13 protein-coding genes and 2 rRNA genes (1 of these 15 cut by a window edge) are annotated in these 17,561 nt (G+C 65.4%); 9 read left to right on the top strand and 6 right to left on the bottom strand.

Annotated elements, in window-relative coordinates; all coding sequences use genetic code 11:
- From AC1DIQ_RS09360 to AC1DIQ_RS09370, 3 genes are all read left to right on the top strand, one after another.
- A 23S ribosomal RNA gene (locus AC1DIQ_RS09360) occupies window positions 1-2,827 on the top strand (it extends 52 nt beyond the left edge of the window).
- Window positions 2,828-2,951: 124 nt separating this feature from the next.
- Window positions 2,952-3,066: ribosomal RNA gene (gene rrf, locus AC1DIQ_RS09365) — 5S ribosomal RNA — on the top strand.
- Between the two features lie 76 nt (window positions 3,067-3,142).
- Complete coding sequence (locus tag AC1DIQ_RS09370) at window positions 3,143-4,099, top strand: D-2-hydroxyacid dehydrogenase family protein (RefSeq protein ID WP_478049912.1); 957 nt, start codon at window positions 3,143-3,145, stop codon at window positions 4,097-4,099.
- Window positions 4,100-4,105: 6 nt separating this feature from the next.
- Here AC1DIQ_RS09370 and AC1DIQ_RS09375 read toward each other — a convergent pair whose 3' ends face one another.
- The 3 genes from AC1DIQ_RS09375 to hemH form a co-directional block, all read right to left on the bottom strand.
- Window positions 4,106-5,842: a methyl-accepting chemotaxis protein gene (locus AC1DIQ_RS09375; RefSeq protein WP_478049913.1), complete on the bottom strand. Its 1,737-nt coding sequence runs from the start codon at window positions 5,840-5,842 to the stop codon at window positions 4,106-4,108.
- Between the two features lie 364 nt (window positions 5,843-6,206).
- Window positions 6,207-7,055, bottom strand: coding sequence for an alpha/beta fold hydrolase (locus AC1DIQ_RS09380; RefSeq protein ID WP_121041016.1), 849 nt, complete (start codon window positions 7,053-7,055; stop codon window positions 6,207-6,209).
- Window positions 7,052-8,014 carry a ferrochelatase gene (gene hemH, locus AC1DIQ_RS09385; protein ID WP_282260569.1) on the bottom strand — a complete coding sequence of 321 codons (963 nt, stop codon included), beginning with the start codon at window positions 8,012-8,014 and terminating at the stop codon, window positions 7,052-7,054. The genes AC1DIQ_RS09380 and hemH overlap by 4 nt, the downstream gene beginning before the upstream one ends.
- Before the next feature lie 187 nt (window positions 8,015-8,201).
- On the opposite strand from hemH, the gene AC1DIQ_RS09390 reads away from it, so the two are divergent.
- From AC1DIQ_RS09390 to tatC, 4 genes are all read left to right on the top strand, one after another.
- A complete protein-coding gene (locus tag AC1DIQ_RS09390) occupies window positions 8,202-9,098 on the top strand; it encodes a lipid-binding SYLF domain-containing protein (protein ID WP_478049914.1) in 897 nt (298 codons plus the stop codon).
- 73 nt (window positions 9,099-9,171) lie between these two features.
- The gene (gene tatA / locus AC1DIQ_RS09395) at window positions 9,172-9,399 is read left to right on the top strand and encodes a Sec-independent protein translocase subunit TatA (RefSeq protein WP_019185586.1); all 228 of its coding nucleotides are present in this window, start codon (window positions 9,172-9,174) and stop codon (window positions 9,397-9,399) included.
- Between the two features lie 15 nt (window positions 9,400-9,414).
- Window positions 9,415-9,960, top strand: a complete 546-nt coding sequence (gene tatB, locus AC1DIQ_RS09400; RefSeq protein ID WP_282260581.1) for a Sec-independent protein translocase protein TatB — start codon at window positions 9,415-9,417, stop codon at window positions 9,958-9,960.
- On the top strand, window positions 9,957-10,706 hold the full coding sequence (gene tatC / locus AC1DIQ_RS09405) for a twin-arginine translocase subunit TatC (RefSeq protein WP_102788725.1): 750 nt from the start codon (window positions 9,957-9,959) through the stop codon (window positions 10,704-10,706). The genes tatB and tatC overlap by 4 nt, the downstream gene beginning before the upstream one ends.
- A gap of 43 nt (window positions 10,707-10,749) precedes the next feature.
- Here the strand turns inward: tatC and AC1DIQ_RS09410 are convergent, their stop codons facing one another.
- From AC1DIQ_RS09410 to AC1DIQ_RS09420, 3 genes are all read right to left on the bottom strand, one after another.
- Window positions 10,750-11,649, bottom strand: a complete 900-nt coding sequence (locus tag AC1DIQ_RS09410; protein ID WP_478049915.1) for a BPSS1780 family membrane protein — start codon at window positions 11,647-11,649, stop codon at window positions 10,750-10,752.
- A 137-nt stretch (window positions 11,650-11,786) separates the two neighbouring features.
- Window positions 11,787-12,506: a glutamine amidotransferase gene (locus tag AC1DIQ_RS09415; protein WP_121041006.1), complete on the bottom strand. Its 720-nt coding sequence runs from the start codon at window positions 12,504-12,506 to the stop codon at window positions 11,787-11,789.
- Window positions 12,478-14,316, bottom strand: a complete 1,839-nt coding sequence (locus AC1DIQ_RS09420) for a GspE/PulE family protein (RefSeq protein ID WP_121041004.1) — start codon at window positions 14,314-14,316, stop codon at window positions 12,478-12,480. Before AC1DIQ_RS09420 ends, AC1DIQ_RS09415 begins: the two co-directional genes overlap by 29 nt.
- An 81-nt stretch (window positions 14,317-14,397) precedes the next feature.
- Here AC1DIQ_RS09420 and glyQ point away from each other — a divergent pair, with 81 nt between their 5' ends.
- Together glyQ and glyS are read left to right on the top strand one after the other, a co-directional pair.
- A complete protein-coding gene (gene glyQ / locus AC1DIQ_RS09425; protein ID WP_070470079.1) occupies window positions 14,398-15,309 on the top strand; it encodes a glycine--tRNA ligase subunit alpha in 912 nt (303 codons plus the stop codon).
- On the top strand, window positions 15,306-17,402 hold the full coding sequence (gene glyS / locus AC1DIQ_RS09430; RefSeq protein ID WP_478049916.1) for a glycine--tRNA ligase subunit beta: 2,097 nt from the start codon (window positions 15,306-15,308) through the stop codon (window positions 17,400-17,402). The genes glyQ and glyS overlap by 4 nt, the downstream gene beginning before the upstream one ends.
- The last annotated feature ends 159 nt before the right edge of the window (window positions 17,403-17,561 follow it).

Consider the following 17,561-nt stretch of genomic DNA (forward strand, 5'->3'; position numbering starts at 1 on the left):
AGGACGTGGCAGCCTGCGAAAAGTATCGGGGAGCTGGCAACAAGCTTTGATCCGGTAATGTCCGAATGGGGAAACCCACCCGCTTGCGGGTATCCTGCAGTGAATACATAGCTGCTGGAAGCGAACCTGGTGAACTGAAATATCTAAGTAACCAGAGGAAAAGAAATCAACCGAGATTCCCTGAGTAGCGACGAGCGAACGGGGACTAGCCCTTAAGCTGGAATGGTTCTAGAAAAACAGCCTGGAACGGCTGGCCATAGAAGGTGATAGCCCTGTATTTAAAAGGGCCACTCCAGTGAAGACGAGTAGGGCGGGGCACGTGAAACCCTGTCTGAACATGGGGGGACCATCCTCCAAGGCTAAATACTACTGACCGACCGATAGTGAACCAGTACCGTGAGGGAAAGGCGAAAAGAACCCCGGAGAGGGGAGTGAAATAGATCCTGAAACCGTGTGCGTACAAGCAGTAGGAGCTCGAAAGAGTGACTGCGTACCTTTTGTATAATGGGTCAGCGACTTACTGTTCGTGGCAAGCTTAACCGTATAGGGGAGGCGAAGGGAAACCGAGTCTGATAAGGGCGCATAGTCGCGGGCAGTAGACCCGAAACCGGGTGATCTAGTCATGGCCAGGGTGAAGGTGCCGTAACAGGTACTGGAGGCCCGAACCCACGTCTGTTGCAAAAGACGGGGATGAGCTGTGATTAGGAGTGAAAAGCTAATCGAACCCGGAGATAGCTGGTTCTCCTCGAAAGCTATTTAGGTAGCGCCTCATATGTATCCTCTCGGGGGTAGAGCACTGTTATGGCTAGGGGGTCATCGCGACTTACCAAACCATTGCAAACTCCGAATACCGAGACGGACTGTATGGGAGACACACGGCGGGTGCTAACGTCCGTCGTGAAAAGGGAAACAACCCAGACCCACAGCTAAGGTCCCAAATTCACTGCTAAGTGGAAAACCATGTGGAAAGGCACAGACAGCCAGGAGGTTGGCTTAGAAGCAGCCACCCTTTAAAGAAAGCGTAATAGCTCACTGGTCGAGTCGGTCTGCGGGGAAGATTTAACGGGGCTAAGCAGTGAACCGAAGCTTGGGGTGTGCATATTTATATGTACGCGGTAGAGGAGCGTTCCGTAAGCCGTTGAAGGTGGATTGAGAAGTCTGCTGGAGGTATCGGAAGTGCGAATGCTGACATGAGTAACGATAATGCGGGTGAAAAACCCGCACGCCGAAAGCCCAAGGTTTCCTTGCGCAACGTTAATCGGCGCAGGGTGAGTCGGCCCCTAAGGCGAGGACGAAAGTCGTAGTCGATGGGAAGCAGGTTAATATTCCTGCACCTCGCGTAAGTGCGATGGAGGGACGGAGAAGGTTAGGTGTACCCGGCGTTGGTTGTCCGGGGGAAAGGCGGTAGGTTTGGATCTTTGGCAAATCCGGGATCCTTTAAGACCGAGCACCGAGACGAGCCTTTAAGGCAAAGTCACTGATACCACGCTTCCAGGAAAAGCTCCTAAGCTTCAGCTTACGCAGACCGTACCGTAAACCGACACAGGTGGGTAGGATGAGAATTCTCAGGCGCTTGAGAGAACTCGGGTGAAGGAACTAGGCAACATGGCACCGTAACTTCGGGAGAAGGTGCGCCCTTTTTGGTGGCTCATGCGAGCTATAGCTGAAGAGGGCCGCAGTAACCAGGCCGCTGCGACTGTTTATCAAAAACACAGCACTCTGCAAACACGAAAGTGGACGTATAGGGTGTGACGCCTGCCCGGTGCTGGAAGGTTAATTGATGGGGTCAGCCGCAAGGCGAAGCTCTTGATCGAAGCCCCAGTAAACGGCGGCCGTAACTATAACGGTCCTAAGGTAGCGAAATTCCTTGTCGGGTAAGTTCCGACCTGCACGAATGGCGTAACGACAGCGGCGCTGTCTCCACCCGAGACTCAGTGAAATTGAAATCGCTGTGAAGATGCAGCGTTCCCGTGGCAAGACGGAAAGACCCCGTGAACCTTTACTATAGCTTTACACTGAACGTTGAGTTCGTCTGTGTAGGATAGGTGGGAGGCTATGAAACTGTGGCGCTAGCTGCAGTGGAGCCATCCTTGAAATACCACCCTGTCGTGCTTGACGTTCTAACCTAGGTCCATAATCTGGATCGGGGACCGTGTATGGTGGGTAGTTTGACTGGGGCGGTCTCCTCCTAAAGAGTAACGGAGGAGCTCGAAGGTACGCTCAGCGCGGTCGGACATCGCGCACTGTGTGCAAAGGCATAAGCGTGCTTGACTGCAAGATCGACGGATCAAGCAGGTAGGAAACTAGGACTTAGTGATCCGGTGGTTCTGTATGGAAGGGCCATCGCTCAACGGATAAAAGGTACTCCGGGGATAACAGGCTGATACCGCCCAAGAGTTCATATCGACGGCGGTGTTTGGCACCTCGATGTCGGCTCATCACATCCTGGGGCTGTAGTCGGTCCCAAGGGTATGGCTGTTCGCCATTTAAAGTGGTACGCGAGCTGGGTTCAGAACGTCGTGAGACAGTTCGGTCCCTATCTGCCATGGGCGTTGGAGATTTGAGAGGGGCTGCTCCTAGTACGAGAGGACCGGAGTGGACGAACCTCTGGTGTTCCGGTTGTCACGCCAGTGGCATTGCCGGGTAGCTATGTTCGGAAGCGATAACCGCTGAAAGCATCTAAGCGGGAAGCGCGCCTCAAGATGAGATCTCCCGGGGCACAAGCCCCCTGAAGGAACCATATAGACTATGTGGTTGATAGGTCAGGTGTGTAAGTACAGCAATGTATTGAGCTAACTGATACTAATGATCCGTGTGGCTTGACCATATAACCTCAAGTTGCCTTGGCCGACATGACATGTCGATAGATCCCAAGTGCACGCTACGTCACAAGACTTACGAGAGGCAGGCGCCTTATCCGTTYCTTAGGATGGCGACGCTCCAACTGTCTCCCTGGTGAAATTAGCGCTGTGGAACCACCCGATCCCATCCCGAACTCGGAAGTGAAACGCAGCTGCGCCGATGGTAGTGTGGCCTAAGCCATGCGAGAGTAGGTCATCGCCAGGGTTTTTACCCCGAAAACCCCGCTGCTCACGCAGCGGGGTTTTCCGTATCGTCATGGCTGCTGATGAAGGACGCCCCCATGCCGCTGAACTGCGTGATTCTCGACGACTACCAAGGCGTGGCGACATCGTCCGCCGATTGGCACCGGCTCGGCGATGCGGTGCAGATACGTACGCTGGCGACATCCCACACGGGCGATGCGCTGGAGGCCGCACTGCAGGACGCCGACATAGTGGTGGTGATGCGTGAGCGCACGCCGATCACCGCCGAGCTGCTGGCCAAGCTCCCATGCCTGCGTCTGCTGGTTACCAGCGGCATGCGCAACGCCGCAATCGACGTCGCCGCCGCGAAGGCGCGGGGCGTGGTCGTGTGCGGAACCGACAGCCATCCCGAACCGGCCGTGGAACTGACCTGGGCGCTGATCCTGGGGGTGATGCGGCACCTGGTGCCTGAGGCCAACGCGTTGCGCAGCGACGGGCCGTGGCAGCAGACGCTCGGCCGGGACCTGCATGGTGCCCGGCTGGGGCTGCTGGGATTGGGCAAGATCGGGCAGCGCGTGGCGCGGATCGGCCAGGCATTCGGGATGCAGGTCAGTGCGTGGAGTCCGAACCTGGATGCCGCCCGTGCGCAGGCCGCGGGCGTGCACTTGGCGGCGTCCAAGCAGGCACTGTTCGCTGACAGTGATGTGGTCTCGCTGCACCTGGTGCTGGGTGAGCGCACGCGGGGCATCGTTGATGCGGCCACGCTGGCCTGCCTGCCGGCACACGGCTACCTGATCAACACCGCACGTGCCGGCCTGATCGATCAACACGCGCTGATCGAGGCACTGGCGCAGAAACGCTTCGCTGCCGCCGGGCTGGATGTCTTCGACATCGAGCCCCTCCCGGTCGGGCACCCGTTCCGCACGCTGCCCAACGTACTGGCGACGCCGCACCTGGGTTATGTCACCGCGCGCAATTACCGGGATTATTTCGGCCAGACGGTCGAGAACATCGCCGCCTGGCTGCAGGGCGCGCCGAGACGCGTGCTGGACTGACGCCGATCAGGCCACCGCGGCGGGGCGGTACGCCTGTTCCTGATGACGGAACACGGCGACTGCCTGGGTCAGGTCGGCAGCCTGCGCTTCCAACAGCCGTGCGGCTGCACTCGCCTCTTCGACCAACGCCGCATTCTGCTGGGTGGCATCGTCCATCTGCGCCACCGTCCGGTTGACCTGATCGATGCCGGCAGCCTGCTCCTGCGAGGCCGAAGAGATCTCGGCCATGATGCCGCTGACACCGGCCACGCTGCTCACGATCTCGCCCATGGTCTGCCCGGCGTCCTGGACCAGGCGCGCGCCGTCGGTGACCTGCACTACAGAGGCATCGATCAGCCCCTTGATCTCCTTGGCTGCCTCGGCCGACCGTTGTGCCAGGCTCCGTACCTCGCTGGCAACCACCGCGAAGCCGCGGCCCTGCTCGCCTGCGCGTGCTGCTTCCACGGCGGCGTTGAGGGCAAGAATATTGGTCTGGAAGGCGATCCCGTCGATCACCCGCGTGATGTCGCCGATGCGGTGAGAGGCGGTCTGGATGGCGTCCATGGTGGTCACGACCTCGCTCACCACCTGGCTGCCGCGGGTGGCGACATCATGCGCGCCGTGCGCCAACGCACTGGCCTGGCGCGCGTGTTCGGCGTTCTGGCGCACGGTGGAGGTCAGCTCCTCCATCGAGGCGGCGGTTTCCTCCAGATGGGCAGCCTGGCGTTCGGTACGCTCGGACAGATCATCGTTGCCACTGGCGATCTCACTGGCGGCCAGCGAAATCGAGCCGGTGCACTGCTTGATCCGTTCGACCATCGCGGTCAGTTGCTCCGCCGTCGCATTGGCATCGCGCTGCATGGCCTGGAACGACCCGTGGAAATCGCCCCGCATGCGCTGGTCCAGATCGCCATCGGCCAGCGCCGAGAGCACGCGGCGGATCTCACCGACCGTGCCACCCACGCTGTCCAGCAGCTGGTTGATGCCGCCGGTCAGGCCGTTGAGGAAGCTCGCGCCTCCGTCCGTGGCCTGCAGCCGGCGATCAAGATCGCCCTTGCTGGCCGCCTCGACGATATCGGCCACGGCGTGTTCCAGCAGCAGTTCGTGGGTACGGTCATGCCATTCCACCGCGAAGCCCTGGCGCTGGCCCTTCGCATCGAATACCGGCGTGACAACCTGGGCGAAATGCACCGGGCCGATCCGCACACGCCCGTGATGGGTGGCCATCAACGTATTGAGGATGGCGCGGATGCGGTCCGGATTCGCATGGAAACGGTGAATGCTGCTGCCGACCAGGCGCTCGGCATCGAAGTCGGGGAAGGCCTCACGCAGGCTGGCCTGCTGGTTGCGCAGCAGGGTCACCACCGACTGGTTCACGTAGCGGATCACGTGGTCGTTGTCGGCGATCATCATTGCGGTGCGGGAGACATCCAGCGCCTGCCGGACCTGGGCGTCGTGCGTGTGTTCGACGCGATCACGCGCCTGCGCGCGTGCTGCCTCCGCGGCCAGCGAGAGCGCCCGCGTCTGTGCCTGCCGCAGTGCATTGCCCTGCTGCCGCACACGCAGCGCGAGCAGGCCCAACAGTGCGGCTGCGATCGCGACGGGAACCAGCGCCCAGGGTTGCCGCTGCCCGATCGCAGCGATCACGGCGGCGGCGAGCAGTACCCCTGCGGTGACCAGGCAGGCCGCGTCAGCGGACGGCCCGGACATGCGCGTGCGCAGCAGATCGGGCGGGCGGGACGAGGCATCGGGAATGGCGGACATGGCGGCTCCAGAATCATCAGAAAGCGAAAAGCCCGCGGCGTGATCGCGCGCAGGCGGATGCCACACCCGTCACCGGCGAAGCGGTGGGTGCGGCAGCGGAAAGAAGCAGGGAGGCGCGCAGAGAGCACGCAGCGGAAAACGCCGCGTCGGCGGTGGCAATCACCGCCGGCATGGCCCGGTCCTGTGGGCGATGGCACGGCCAATCCGGCATTGCGACGACGTTCCCTGGAAGCCTGGGTGATGCGCGGCTTCGCAACGGCGGAGCAAGCGACGACAGTGCGGCCAATGAAGATCGGCCTGCATCATCGGTATCGGTCGCTGCCGGGATAAGTTGAGTGCGACCGTGTGTCGCACCGTGCAGGGCTTACCCGGCGAGGAAGCCCTGGATCACCTCGGCCACCACCTGCGGATGCTCCATGTGCAGATGATGCGTGCCCGGGAACACGGCCAAGCGGCCTTCGCGCAGCAGCGAGATGCGCTGGCTGCGCAACGGCTCCGGGTAATACGACTGCGCTGGCGTGGCGTAGATCACCTGGGTCGGGCATTCGATCGCGGTGAGCAGGTCGTCGATCTGTGCTTCGCTCAGGCGCATCGCGGTGGGCAGCATCAGGCGCTGATCGCTGCACCAGCTCAAACCCCCTTCAACAGGCTTGACGCCGCGTTCGACCAGCAGGCGCGCACACCGCTCGCTGAGCTGGTTGGCCATCATGCGGGCGCGGATCGGCGCGGCCAGATCAGGGAACACGCGCAGTTTGCGGGTGGGCAGCGCCCGCGCGGCACGCACATGCTCACGCAGGCGCTGTGCGGTTTCATTCTCCGGGCCCCGCAGGCCGCCGAGGGCCTCGATCGCGATCAGGCGCTCGACGCGTTCGGGTGCGGCCGCCGCGGTAAGGCTGGCAATGCCGGCGCCCATCGAGTGGCCGAGCAGCACGAAGCGGTCCCAGCCCAGCGCATCGGCGACGTCGAGCACGTGGCAGATCGCACCGGGCGTGTTGTATTGCGTGCCGGGCGGCAGGTGCGCGCTGTGGCCGTGGCCGGGCAGATCGATCGCCACCAGCGCCAGCGCCGGCAGCTGCGCCGCCAACGGTACGAAGCTGGCGGCGTTGTCGAGCCAGCCATGCAGCGCCAGAACACGCGTGCCGCCGGTCTCAGCCGACCGCAGGCCGGCCACCGTGCTGCCGGCAACCGGCAGCGAGAACGGCTGCAGCGTCATGCCAGCGCCGCGATGCTCAGCCGCGACAGCGCCAGTGCATGCGCCTGCGCGTCGTTGAGGCAGGGGATGTAGCGCATTGTCGCGCCGCGCTCGGCAACGGTCTCGGTAAAGCCCATCGCCACCTCTTCCAGGGTTTCCAGGCAGTCGGTGGCAAAGCCGGGGCAGACCACGTCCATGCTGCGCACGCCCTTCTCGGCCATCGCCCATAGGGTGGGTTCGGCATAGGGCTGCAGCCATTTCTCACGGCCGAAACGCGATTGGTAGGTCAGCTGCCAGGCATCGTCGGCCAGCTCCAGCGCTTGGGCGATCGCGTGGGCGCTGGCTTCGCAGCGCTGCGGATACGGATCGCCGGCGTCGGCCAGGCGCTGCGGAATACCGTGGAAGGAGAACACCAGCTTCTCGCCACGGCCGTGCTGTTCCCACCACTGGCGGATGCTGCCGGCGACGGCGGCGACCCAGTCCGGGTCGACCGCGTAATCGCGCACCAGGGTTACGGTGACGCCGGGATGTTTCGGCTGCCACTCGCGCACCTGGTCCTCGATCGAGGCGGTGGTGGTGGTCGAATACTGCGGATACAACGGCAGTACCACGATCCGTTTCATGCCTTCGGCGGCCAGCCGGTCCAGCTCTGCCGGCAGCGCCGGGGCGCCATAGCGCATCGCATGGCGCACCCGCAGATCGGGCATCAGGCCCTGCATGGCCTCGGCCAGCCGGCGCGTGTAGACCATCAGCGGGGAGCCCTCCGGCAGCCAGACCTGGGCGTACTTGGCGGCCGAGCGACCACTGCGCAATGGCAGGATCAGCCCGAACAGCAAGGGTTTCCAGAACAACGGCGGAATCGCGACCACGCGCGGGTCGCTGAGGAACTCAGCCAGGTAGCGACGCACCGCCGGGGCGGTTGGCGTCTCGGGCGTGCCTAGATTGACCGCCAGCACGGCGGTGTCGGGTGCGTCGAGCATGCCGCCATTCTCGCAGGTCTGCGCGATTGGCGGGATGGATTTGGATGATGAACGCGATCTGGCAGGCATATCGATAGCCCGGAATACTCATTGCCGATTCATCGCCGGCCTTCTAACGTCGAGAAGCGTATCGACCCCGGTCGTACCTGCCGCTATCTTGTATGAATCGACTTTCTGGAGCCCACCCATGCGCCGCCTCAGCCTTGTTCTGCTGATCTCCGCCAGCCTGCTGTCGACCCAGGCCATGGCCGGGCCACAGGAGGACCAGCGCGCCCGCAATGCCGTGCGCGTCCTGAATGAAATCCAGGACATCCCCGAGCAGGGGATTCCCGACAAGCTGCTCGACGAAGGTCGCGCGGTCATTGTCATTCCCGACACGATCAAGGCCGGTCTGGTGATCGGCGGCCGTCGCGGCCATGGCTTGATGTCCGTCAAGACGCCGGATGGCAGCTGGTCCAACCCGGTGTTCGTGAAGCTCACCGGCGGCAGCATCGGCTTCCAGGCCGGTGTGCAGTCTTCCGATGTCGTGCTGGTATTCCGCAACGATCGCAGCCTGGACAATCTCGTCAACGGCAAGTTCACCCTGGGCGCCGATGCCGGCGTCGCCGCCGGTCCGGTTGGCCGCAACGCTGCCGCCGCCACCGATGGCCAGCTGAAGGCCGAAATCTGGTCCTGGTCGCGTGCCCGCGGGCTGTTCGCCGGTGTGGCACTGGATGGCGCCGTGCTGCAGATCGACGATGCCGCCAACCTGGATGCCTACGGCAGCAACACCACGCCGCGCATGGTCTTTGAAGGCCGTGTCGGCGAGCCGCCGTCGGTGGACGTGGTCGCCTTCCGTGATCGCCTGGAGGAAGCCACCTATACCGCCCGCGAGAAGCGCGGCACCGCGGGCACTGCCCCGGCGCCGGCCGCTGCGCCGCGTGCCGCCGCCGTCCCGGTTCGACCTGAACAGGCACCGGCCCCGGCCGCGGCCGGCGCGACCACCGCCCCGCTGCAGTCCGTGCCGGAGCAACCGGCCCCGCAGCAGGGCTTCCAGCCGGTCGGCGATGGTGAAGTCCGTACCGAATCGCTGGACGGCAACTGACTTTTGTCACGCGCGCCGGCTTACCGCCGGTGCGCTATGCTCAACCGTCTGATCACTACGTAACGAGCGAGTCATGGGCAGTTTCAGCATCTGGCATTGGTTGGTCGTGCTGGTCATCGTTCTGCTGGTGTTCGGCACCAAGAAACTGACCAGCGGCGCCAAGGACCTTGGCAGCGCCGTCAAGGAATTCAAGAAGGGCATGCGCGACGAGGACAAGCCGAACGCGCAGCTCAGCGACAGTTCGCGTCCGCAGGACTCGACGACGACGTCGCAGACCGAGCACGACCGCGACCCGCGCTGATCCGGGCGGCTTGGCGTGTTCGATATCGGTTTCAGTGAACTGCTGGTCATCGCGGTGGTGGCCTTGGTCGTCCTCGGCCCCGAGCGGCTGCCCAAGGCAGCCCGCTTCGCCGGGTTATGGGTGCGCCGCGCGCGCAACCAGTGGGATTCGGTGAAGCAGGAGCTCGAGCGTGAACTGCACGCCGAAGAGATCAAGCGGCAGTTCGACGATGTGAAAACCTCGATGCGCGATACCGAGTCGCAGCTGCGCGCCAGTGGCGAAGCGGTGCGCCGCGAGGCCGAGCAGATGCGCCAGGACGTGGCGCAGCATGGCGATGGCATTGCGGCTGCCGCTGCGGACGACGAACCGGTGATGACCGGCCCCGCACCGGGCTCGCCGGCCAGCGTGGCCCAGCATGTGGTGGCCCCCGAGGAGGCCGAGCCGCCGCGCGATGCGATGGCGCCGCCGGGCATCGATGGCAGCGCACCGCGTGCAGATCCGCCGGCGGCCCTGCCGCCGTCGACTGACACCGCACCGCTTACGCCTGTGCCCACGCCGCCGAACCAAGAGGCACCGCGATGAGCGAGCATGAAAGCAACGAGAGTTCGCTGGTCGAACACCTGATCGAGTTGCGTGCGCGCCTGGTGCGCGCGTTGATCGGCCTGGGCGTGGTGTTGCTGGGCCTGATGCCGTTCTCGCGGCAGATCTACACGATGATCGCCGAACCGCTGATCTCGCAGCTCCCCAACGGGCAGACGATGATCGCGACCAACCCGGCGGGCGCCTTCTTCGCGCCGTTGAAACTGACCTTCTTCGTGGCGGTGTTCATCGCCGTGCCGTGGCTGCTGTTCCAGCTGTGGTCGTTCGTGGCGCCGGGCCTGTATGCCCGCGAAAAGCGCCTGGCGGTGCCGTTGCTGGCCTCGTCGGTGCTGCTGTTCTATCTGGGCTGCGCGTTCGCGTATTTCCTGGTGTTGCCGGCGGTGTTCCACTTCCTCACCACGTTCCGCCCGGAGGTGATTGCGATCACACCGGATGCGACGGCGTACCTGGATTTCGTGCTGGCGATCTTCTTCGCCTTCGGCACCAGCTTCGAGCTGCCGGTGGCGATGGTGATCCTGGTGCTGCTCGGCTGGATCACGCCGCAGCAGTTCAAGGAAGGTCGCGGCTACGCGATCGTCGGCATCTTCGTGCTGGCCGCGGTGCTGACGCCGCCGGACGTGGTTTCGCAGCTGATGCTGGCCATTCCGATGTGCCTGCTCTACGAACTGGGCATCCACGCTGCGCGCTGGCTGGTGCCACGCCCGGGCGGGAAAGAGCAGCCGGAGTAAGGCACAAACAAAAACCCCGGCCAAGGCCGGGGTTTTGTCTGGATCAGGCCGCGAACACGTTGTTCGGGCCCGGCATCGGCGGCGGGGTCTGCGGCCCCTGCTGGCCGAACATCTGCTTCCACGCCGTGTAGATGGCACCGGCGAAGACCGGCATCACCACGCCCATCAGCAGCAGCTGCGCAACGAACAGCGCGAGCATCGTGCCACCGATCAACTGTGCGATCAGCGCGACCAGCATCACGCCGAAATAGATCGCAAACACCGCCACGAAGGCGAGCAGGAAGAACACCAGCATCGCCAGCACGTTGTGCAGGCAGGCGCGCAGGCTCAGGCGCATCGCCTGCAGGCCGTTGCGGTGCTCGAACATCACCTGCGGGGGCAGGGTGAACAGCGCCAGCGCCATCGCCAGGAAGGTCACCACCACCAGTGCCAGCCAGAGCAGGATGCGCATCGCCGGCAGGCTCGCCATCAATTCTTCGATCTGCGCCGGGTCCGGCTGCGCGCCGGACTGGCTGATCGCGTTGAGCTGCACCATCACCTCGCTCAAGTGCTGCAGGCCACTGCTGCCGATCAGCACCAGCAACAACACGCCCAGGAACAGGCCGGCCACCAGCTGCGGCAGCAGCGAGGCGAGCAGGTTCAAGGCGCGGCCTTCATGCAGGCCCTGCAGCAGGTGCGACGGCTGCGCGACGCGACCCTGGTCGACTTCGCGCACGGCCCACACCAGGCCGCCGAAGAACAGCGGGCCGGCCAGTGCCATCAACAGCTGCGCCAGCGTGCTCAGCGCCGGGCTGACCATCGCCAGCGACATCACCAGCAACGCGGCCACGGCCCAGATCACGCCGAGCATGCCCAGCGCCAGCGGCGCCTTGCGCAGCAGGGTGAAACCCGACACCAGCCATTCCGCGCCGGCGGAGGCCGGCAGCTTGCGAATCTCGCTCATAACATTCCGGGACAGGGGAGAAGGCGCGAACGCCCGATTGCGGTCGATTATCCCTGTTTTCCCGGCGCGTGACCTGAAGGCCGCCCGGCGCGGCGCGGACGCTGCGTTGCGCCCGGATGACGTTCCCCGCGCGGGGCTCAGGCGTTGCGTGCCTGGCGGACGAAACGGCGCAGCAGCTGGCGGGCCAGCGGCGCGGCGCTGACGTCGCGGGCGACACTGCGCGCGCAACCACCGTGCTGGCGGATGCACTCGGCGCGGGCGCGGACGTAGCCGCGCATGTGGTGGGTGGCGAACTCCGGATGGAACTGCACGCCCCAGGCGTGTGCGCCCCAGCGGAAGGCGTGGCAGTTGTCCTGCGCCGAGCGTGCCAGGATCGCCGCGCCCTCGGGCGCGCGAAGCACCGTCTGCAGGTGGGTGGCGTGGGCCGGGAAGCGGGCCGGCAGGCCGCCGAACAGCGGATCGTCGACTGCGGAAGGATCCAGCGCCAGCTCGATCGTGCCGGACTCGCGCCCGGCCGGGTTGTAGGCGACTTCGCCGCCCAGCGCGTGGGCGAGCAGCTGGTGGCCGTAGCAGATACCGAACACCGGGCGGTCGTCGTGGGCGGCTTCGCGCAGCCACTGTGCGCTGCGTTCACTCCACTCGGCGCGGTCGGTGACGTAGGCGGCCGAACCGCTGACGATCACGCCGGCAAAATCGCGGTGGCTGGGCAGGGTGCCGCCATGTTCGACATCGACCACCACGGTCTCGTCGGCATCCAGCCCGGCCGCGACCCGGATCCAGTGCGAAAACCGCCCGTAGCGGCGCAGCGAGGCGACGGGTTGGCCGGTTTCAAGAATCAGGAACGGGGCGGAATTCATCCGGGGGAGGCAGGACCGAGAGGACTTCCTCGATTGTAGTCAGCCCTGCCGCTACCTTTTCAAGCCCCGCGCGGCGCAGGGTTCGTACCCCTTCAGCACGTGCGGCACGGTTGAAGGCGGCCAGATCCATGTCCGCGCGGATGTGCCGGCGCAGGCTGGAACCCAATGGCAGCAACTCATACAGGCCCACGCGACCGAGGAAACCGGTGCGCCGGCAGTCGATGCAGCCGACCGGTGCATATGGCGTGGGCGCCTCAGGTAATGCCGCATCGGCATCAGTCAGCACCGCCCATTGCTCGGCCGAGAGCGCCGTGGGCACTTTGCAGTGGGTGCACAGGGTGCGCACCAGGCGCTGGGCCAGCACCCCGTTGAGGGTGGAGGCGAGCAGGTAATGCGGCACCCCCAGGTCGAGCAGGCGGGTGATCGCCGAGGGCGCATCGTTGGTATGCAGGGTGGACAGCACCAGGTGGCCGGTGAGCGAGGCCTGGACCGCCATCTGCGCGGTTTCCAGGTCGCGGATCTCGCCGATCATGATGATGTCCGGGTCCTGCCGCAGCAGGGTGCGCACGCCGCTGGCGAAATCCAGGTCGATGTTGGTCTGCACCTGCATCTGGTTGAATTCCGGCGCGATCATTTCGATCGGGTCTTCCACCGTGCAGACGTTCACCTCCGGCGTGGCCAGCCGCTTCAGCGTGGAATACAGCGTGGTGGTCTTGCCCGAGCCGGTGGGCCCGGTCACCAGCACGATGCCGTGCGGGCGCTCGACCAGGGCGGTCCAGCCGGCCGCCTCCTGCGGGCTGAAGCCGAGCTGGTCGATGCTCTTGAACGCGGCATCCGGGTCGAAGATGCGCATCACACACTTTTCGCCGAATGCGGTGGGCATGGTCGACAGGCGCATTTCCACTTCGCGCCCGCCTGGCGAACGGGTCTTGATGCGGCCGTCCTGCGGACGCCGGCGCTCGGCCAGGTCCATCCGGCCCAGCACCTTGATCCGGCTGACCACGGCGGTCATCACCGCCGGCGGCACCTCGAACACCTTGTGCAGCACGCCATCGATGCGGAAGCGCATGCGCCCCATGTCGCGGCGCGGCTCCAGATGGATGTCCGAGGCGCGCTGCTCGTAGGCGTACTGCAGCAGCCAATCCACGATGTGCACGATGTGCTGGTCGTCGGCGTTGACGTCGCCAGCGCGGCCCAGTTCCACCAACTGCTCGAAGCTGGGCAGGGTGCTGCTGGTCTCGCCGCGGACATCGCCACGGGCGCCGCGCACCGAGCGCGTCACCCCGTAGAACTCCATGGTGTAGCGGTGCAGGTCGAGCGGGTTGACCATCGCCAGCTCGATCCGGCGGCGGCTCAGGTGCTGCAGGTCGCGCAGCCATTCCTGGGCCAGCGGCTCGCTGGTGGCGACCAGCACGCGCTCGCTGTCCACCGCCAGCGGCAGGAAGCGGTGGCGGCGGGCATAGGCGTGGGACACCAGGGCGGTGACCGCCGAGACGTCGACCCGGGTCGGGTCCACCCGCAGGTAGCGCACACCCGCGCGCTGGGCCAGCCATTCGCTCAGGCGCTCCAGACCGAGCTCACCACCGCCGCTGGCGCCCAGCTTCAGGTTGGCCAGCAGCACCAGCGGATGGACCTCGCTGGCGTTGCGTGCGCCCGGGGCGGAGAAGCGGATGCGCTCCAGATCGGCGGCGGCGACCAGGCCATCGGCGACCAGGGCGGCGGCGACCTGGTCGAAATCCAGGCGGCCGTGCGGCAGGGAGACGCCCCCCGCAGGGACGCTGGCAGACGCCGCAGGCAGGCGTGGATCCATCCTCCATTTCCCCAGGCACGGAAGGCCCGTGCGGTCGGTCGCTATACTAGCGCACCCCTTCTGCAGGCAAGAATCCGCCGCATGTCCGCGATCCCGAACGTTCCGATCACTTTCCAGGGCCTGATCCAGACCCTCAACCAGTATTGGGCGCAGCAGGGCTGCGTGCTGATCCAGCCGCTGGACCTGGAGGTCGGTGCGGGCACCTTCCACCCGGCCACGTTCCTGCGCTCGATCGGTCCGGAAAGCTGGAATGCCGCGTACGTGCAGCCCTCGCGCCGCCCGACCGACGGCCGCTACGGCGAGAACCCCAACCGCCTGCAGCGCTACTACCAGTACCAGGTGGCGATGAAGCCGAGCCCGGACAACATCCAGCAGCTGTATCTGGATTCGCTCAAGGCGCTGGGCATCGATCCGCTGGTGCATGACCTGCGCTTCGTCGAGGACAACTGGGAATCGCCGACGCTGGGCGCCTGGGGCCTGGGCTGGGAAGTGTGGTTGAACGGGATGGAAGTCACCCAGTTCACCTATTTCCAGCAGGCCGGCGGCCTGGAGTGCAAGCCGGTACTCGGCGAGATCACCTATGGTCTGGAGCGCCTGTGCATGTACCTGCAGAACTGCGACAACGTCTATGACCTGATCTGGACCTACGGTCCGGATGGCACCCCGGTCACCTACGGCGATGTGTACCTGCAGAACGAGATCGAGCAGAGCACCTACAACTTCGAATACGCCGACGTGGACGAAATGTTCCATCGCTTCGATGCCTGCGAAAAAGAAGCGCAGACGCTGGTCGATGTCGGCCTGCCGCTGCCCGCGTATGAGCAGGTCTGCAAGGCCAGCCATGCGTTCAACCTGCTGGATGCGCGCCGCGCGATCAGCGTGACCGAGCGCCAGCGCTACATCCTGCGCGTGCGCGCGCTGGCCCAGGCGGTGGCCAGGCTGTACGAGGCCAAGCGCCTCGAAGCCGTCGCCGCCAAGGAGGTGCAGGCATGAGCACGATGCAGCCGCTGCTGATTGAACTGGGTACCGAAGAACTGCCGGTCAAGGCGCTGCCGGGCCTGGCCCAGGCCTTCTTCGATGGCGTCGTGGACGGCCTGAGCAAGCGGGGCGTGGCCATCGAACGAGGCGATGCCAAGCCACTGTCGACGCCGCGCCGCCTGGCGGTGCTGCTGCCCGGCGTGGCGGTGGAACAACCGGAACAGCACAGCGAAGTGCTGGGCCCGTACCTGAACATCGCGCTTGACGCCGAGGGTCAGCCGACCAAGGCGCTGCAGGGTTTCGCGGCCAAGGCCGGGATCGAGTGGACCGCGCTGGAGCGCACCAGCGATGCCAAGGGCGAGCGCTTCGTGCACCGCTCCACCACGCCGGGCGCGCGCACCGCGACGCTGCTGCCGGAGATCCTGCGCGAGGCGATCGCCGCGATGCCGATCCCCAAGCCGATGCGCTGGGGCAGCCACACCTACGGCTTCGCCCGCCCGGTGCATTGGCTGGTGCTGTTGCACGGCCCGGACATCATCGAGGCCGAGGTGTTGGGCCTGAAGGCCGACCGCATGAGCCGCGGCCATCGCTTCATGCATGACAAGACCGTGTGGCTGAGCGCGCCGGAGGACTACGTCGCCTCGCTGCAGGCCGCCTATGTGCTGGTCGACGCCGACGCGCGCCGTACCCGCATCGTCGAGCAGGTCAACGCGGCGGCCGCGCAGGCCGGTGGCCAGGCGCGCATCACCCCGGACAACCTGGAACAGGTGGTCAACCTGGTCGAATGGCCGGCGCCGGTGCTGTGCAGTTTCGAGCGCGAGTTCCTGGCGGTGCCGCAGGAAGCGCTGATCGAGACGATGGAGATCAACCAGAAGTTCTTCCCGGTGCTCGATGCCGGCGGCAAGCTGACCGAGAAGTTCATCGGCATCGCCAACATTGAATCCAAAGACGTGGCCGAAGTAGCCAAGGGCTACGAGCGCGTGATCCGTCCGCGCTTCTCCGATGCCAAGTTCTTCTTCGACGAAGATCTGAAGCAGGGTCTGGAAGCGATGGGCGACGGCCTGAAGACCGTCACCTACCAGGCCAAGCTGGGCTCGGTGGCCGACAAGGTCGCCCGTGTGGCCGCCCTCGCCGAGGCCATCGCGCCGCAGGTGGGCGTGGACCCGGTGCTGGCCAAGCGTGCTGCGGTGCTGGCCAAGAACGACCTGCAGTCGCGCATGGTCAACGAGTTCCCGGAGCTGCAGGGCATTGCCGGCCGGCATTACGCCGTGGTCGGCGGGGAGTCGCCCGAGGTCGCGCTGGCCATCGACGAGGCCTACCAGCCGCGCTTCGGTGGGGATGACATCGCGCTGTCGCCGCTGGGCAAGGTGCTGGCCATCGCCGAGCGTCTGGATACGCTGGCCGGTGGCTTCGCCGCAGGCCTGAAGCCGACCGGCAACAAGGATCCGTTCGCGCTGCGCCGCAACGCGCTGGGCCTTGCCCGTACGGTGATCGAAAGCGGGTTCGATCTGGATCTGCGCGCGCTGATCGGTACCGCCATCGCCGGCCTGCCGGCAGGCGTGCAGCCCAGTGCCGAACGCAAGACCGAGGCGCTGCCGCAGGAGCTGTACGACTTCATCATCGACCGCCTGCGCGGCTACTACGCCGACAAGGGCGTGCCGGCCACGCATTTCAACGCGGTGGCCGAGCTGAAGCCGGCCTCGCTGTACGATTTCGACCGCCGCATCGATGCCATCGGCACCTTCGCTGCGCTGCCCGAAGCCGAGGCGCTGGCCGCGGCCAACAAGCGCATCCGCAACATCCTGCGCAAGGCGGAGGGCGAGATCCCGGGGATGATCGACCCGGCGCTGCTGGCCGAGCAGGCCGAAAGCGAACTGGCCGAAGCGGTGGAAGCGGCCATCGATGACAGCAACGCCAGCCTGCACCACAAGGACTACGTGAGCGTGTTGAACCGATTGGCGCGCCTGCGCCCGCAGGTGGACGCGTTCTTTGATGCGGTAATGGTCAATGCCGAGGATCCCGCGCTGCGGGCCAATCGACTGGCCCTGCTCAAGCGCCTGGGCGACCGCCTGGGCAGCGTGGCGGCGATCGAACACCTGTCCAACTGACGCTGCGGGGCAGGACGCCCCGAGGCTCACCAGAAGGCGCGACGGCTTCGGCGGTTCGCGCCTTCTGCGTTTTCAGGCGTGGCGCGTGCAGCGCTTCGTTCGCGCTGGGTGCGTCATGGGGCGTCGCGGACGGTTCTGTCCGACACCGTGCTGTCATCG

Source organism: Stenotrophomonas sp. 05L413, from assembly GCF_056397945.1.